Origin of the sequence: Herbaspirillum sp. B65, from assembly GCF_000333555.1 — a bacterium.
GTDB classification, from domain to species: domain Bacteria; phylum Pseudomonadota; class Gammaproteobacteria; order Burkholderiales; family Burkholderiaceae_D; genus Herbaspirillum; species Herbaspirillum rubrisubalbicans.
Window position 1 is genome coordinate 1 of record NZ_BADI01000086.1, and the last position, 3908, is coordinate 3908.

1 protein-coding gene and 1 pseudogene are annotated in these 3908 nt (G+C 64.5%); both read left to right on the forward strand.

Annotated elements, in window-relative coordinates; translation table 11 throughout:
• Window positions 1-895: DUF6537 domain-containing protein (locus I5W_RS02625; protein ID WP_044528063.1), on the forward strand; the 895-nt coding region annotated here is incomplete at its 5' end.
• Window positions 798-3908: pseudogene (locus tag I5W_RS02630) on the forward strand (MG2 domain-containing protein); the annotation flags it as partial. The gene I5W_RS02625 and the pseudogene I5W_RS02630, both read left to right, overlap by 98 nt.

Below are 3908 nucleotides of genomic sequence, written 5' to 3' on the forward strand. Positions count from 1 at the left end.
GCACCAGCAACCCCCGGGCCAGTTGGCACGCAACCCGGACTGGCAATTCCCCCTGAGGAGGTCAAAGGCTCTGATCATCGAATCGGTGGGCCAGCAGGCCGACTTCATCGATGCCACGCGCCTGGCCACGGCGCTCATGGGGGACGCCATCGCCACCAATCTCTTCATGCTGGGCTATGCCTGGCAACGTGGCGAATTGCCGCTGACCGAAGCTGCACTGCTGCGTGCCATCGAACTCAATGGTGTGGCGGTACAGGCCAACCAGACCGCCTTCGGCTGGGGGCGGCGGGCTGCGGTAGATCTGCTGAAGGTGGAAAAGATCGCCATGCCGGCGCAACCGCTGGTGTTGCACATGCCGCTCTCGCTGGAGCAATGGATCAAGCGCAGCGTGGCCTTGCTGACTGATTACCAGGATGCCGCCTATGCCGCCCAGTATGCCAAAGTGGTGGAAGCAGTACGCGCCGCCGAAGCCCCGCTGGGCAGCGACAAGCTGAGCATGACGGTGGCCCGGCAACTGTCCAGGTTGATGGCCTACAAGGATGAATACGAAGTGGCGCGCCTCTATACCAATGGCCAGTTCCAGCAGGCGCTGGCGCAGCAGTTCGAGGGAGATTTCACGCTCAGCTTCCATCTGGCGCCGCCGATCCTGGCGCGCAAGGATGGCCAGGGGTATCTGCTCAAGGCCCGCTATGGTGGTTGGATGATGACGGCCTTCAAGCTGCTGGCGCGCATGAAGGGCTTGCGCGGCGGCGTGCTGGACATCTTTGGGCGCACGGCGGAGCGTCGCATGGAGCGCCGATACCCGCAGCATCAGCCTGCTGGCCAAGGAGCCGGGCGCCAAGAAACTCGACCTGCCCGCGCAGAAGGAGGCCAAGGACGGCGAATGGCCCTTTGAAGTGATCGGCATCCCCTTGAAAGACCCCGGCTTCTACGTGGTCGAACTGGAATCGCAGAAGCTGGGCGCGTCGCTCCTGGGCAAGCCGCAACCGATGTACGTGCGCACCAGTGCGCTGGTGACCAATCTGTCGGTGCACGTGAAACTGGGCCGCGCCAATGGCGCCGTCTGGGTGACCCGGCTGGATGATGCCAAACCGGTGGCCGATGCCGAGATCCGCGTGTCCAACTGCGATGGTACCCAGCTCTGGCAGGGCAAGACCAATGCCAATGGCGTAGCCATGATGCCGGCGCTGGAAGATGCCTGCCTCAACCGTGGCTACAGCGCCGACAATGCGGCCAAGATCAATGGCCTCTTCGTGAGCGCCCGCAAGACCGATGAAAAGGGCCGCCAGGACATGGCCTTTGCGCTGACCTCCTGGAACGAAGGCATCGAATCCTGGCGCTTCAACCTGCCCACCGACATGGACAAGTCGGCCACCACCCGTGCCACCACCATCTTCGACCGCACCCTGTTGCGCGCCGGCGAAACGGTGTCGATGAAACACGTGATCCGCACCGAGACCCTGCAAGGCTTCGGCCTGGTGCGCAAGGAAGACCTGCCCACGCGCATCCGCATCAGCCACCTCGGCAGTGGCCAGCAATACCAGTTCCCACTGACCTGGCGTGGNCACNAGAGCGCCGAGACCAGCTTCACCCTGCCCAAGGAAGCAAGCTGGGTACGTATGAAGTCGTGCTCGACCAGGGCCGCGTCGACCCCAATGCCAGCAGCAATGCCAATGGCCAGTCCGATGAAGGCGACCATGAGGAAGGCTACGGCCGTGGTACCTACGTCACCGGCACCTTCCGCGTGGAGGAATTCCGCCTGCCGCTGATGCAGGGCCGCATCACCCCGCCCAAGGGCGCGCAGGTCGCCATCAAGGAACTGCCGCTGGACCTGCAACTGAACTACATCAACGGCGGTGCTGCCGCCAACCAGACGGTACAGGTGTCCTCGCTGCTGCGTTCGCGTTCGCTGGACATGGCTGGTTACGATGGCTTCTCCTTCGACGCCCCGCGCAGCGATGACGACAGCAATGCCGACGACCAGAAGATCGTCGCCGACAAGCTGGCCGTCACGCTCGACAAGAACGGCGCCGGCCGCGCCATCATCGGCAAGCTGCCGGCGCTGCAACGGCCGCAGGAACTGCTGACCGAGATGACCTACAGCGACCCCAATGGCGAGGTCCAGACCATCTCCACCGTCACGCCGCTGTGGCCCTCCGCCGTGGTGGTGGGCCTGCGCACCGGCAACTGGGTCTCGGTCAAGAAAAAGCTCACATTGACTGCCGTCACCCTCAACACCGCCGGCCAGCCGCAAGCCGGCGTGCCGGTGGAAATCCGGGGTCTGGCGCGTCAGACCAATTCGCACCGCAAGCGCATGGTCGGCGGCTTCTACGCCTATGAAAACGATGAGAGCAAGCAAGACCTCGGCAAGCTTTGCTCGGGCAAGAGCGACCAGCATGGCATGTTCACCTGCGACACCGAACTGTCCCAGGCCGGCAATGTGGACCTGATCGCCACCGCCAAGGATGGCAATGGCAACGCCGCTGCGGCCCGTTCCTCGGTGTGGGTCACCGGGCGCGGCGAAGTCTGGTTCGATGGCGAGAACCAGGACCGCATCGACATCCTGCCCGAGAAAAAGAATTACCAGCCCGGCGAGACCGCCAGCTTCCAGGTGCGGATGCCCTTCCGCCATGCCACCGCCCTGGTGGCGGTGGAGCGCGAAGGGGTGATCGACACCCGCGTGGTGTCATTGTCGGGGCAGGATCCGACCATCAGCGTACCGATGAAAGCCGAGTACGGCCCCAACGTCTACGTCTCGGTCCTGGCGGTGCGCGGCCGGATGCGCGAGGTGCCGTGGTATTCCTTCTTCATCTGGGGCTGGAAGGAACCGATCAACTGGTGGCATGAATTCCGCGAGTACCAGGGCCCCGGCCCCATCGTCGATCTCTCCAAGCCGGCCTGGAAGTTCGGCATCGCCGAGGTCAACGTGGGCGACGCCGGTCATCGCCTGCAAGTAGCGGTCAGCACCGACAAGCCGAGCTATCCCATCCGCGCCGTGGCCAAGGTCCAGGTGCAGGTCAAGCTGCCCAACGGCAAGCCGGCCGCCGGCGGTGAATTCGCCCTGGCCGCCGTCGATGAAGCCCTGCTGGAACTGCAACCCAATGGCAGTTGGGATGTGCTGCGCGCCATGCTGCAACGGCGTAGCTACGGCGTGGAAACCTCGACGGCGCAGATGCAGGTGGTCGGCAAACGTCACTATGGCAAGAAGGCCACGCCGGCCGGCGGCGGCGGTGGCCGTGCGCCGACGCGCGAACTGTTCGATACCTTGCTGCTCTGGAAGCCCAGCGTGACACTGGACGCCGAGGGCAGGGCGCAACTGGAGGTGCCGCTCAACGATGCGCTGACTTCCTTCCGCATCGTTGCCATCGCCGAGAATGGCATTGGCGACTTCGGTACCGGCAGCATCAGCATCCGTTCCACCCAGGACGTGCAGCTCATCTCCGGCCTGCCGCCCCTGGTGCGCGAGGGCGACCATTTCAACGGTACGGTCACGGTACGCAACACTACCACCCATGATATGAACATCAAGGTAACGGCACGCGCGCAAGGCAGTACCGCAGCCAGCACGCTGACGCTGCCAGAACGCGAGGTGAAGATTGCTTCCGGGCAGGCGGCCGAAGTCATGTGGCCGGTGCAGACCCCCGAAGGCATCAGCCAACTGGCCTGGGACATCAGCGCCCAGGAGCAGGGCGGCCAGAAGGCCAGGGATGCGATGAAGTTCACCCAGCGCGTGGTCCCTGCGGTGCCGGTCACGGTGCAGCAGGCCACGCTGTTCCAGCTCGACAAGAGCGCCGCCATCAACGTCGCCCGTCCGGCCGACAGCCTGCCTGGGCGTGGTGGCCTGGCCGTAGCCTTGAAGCCCAGCCTGGCCGGGCGCAGCGATGCGCTCACGCGTTACTTCGTCAATT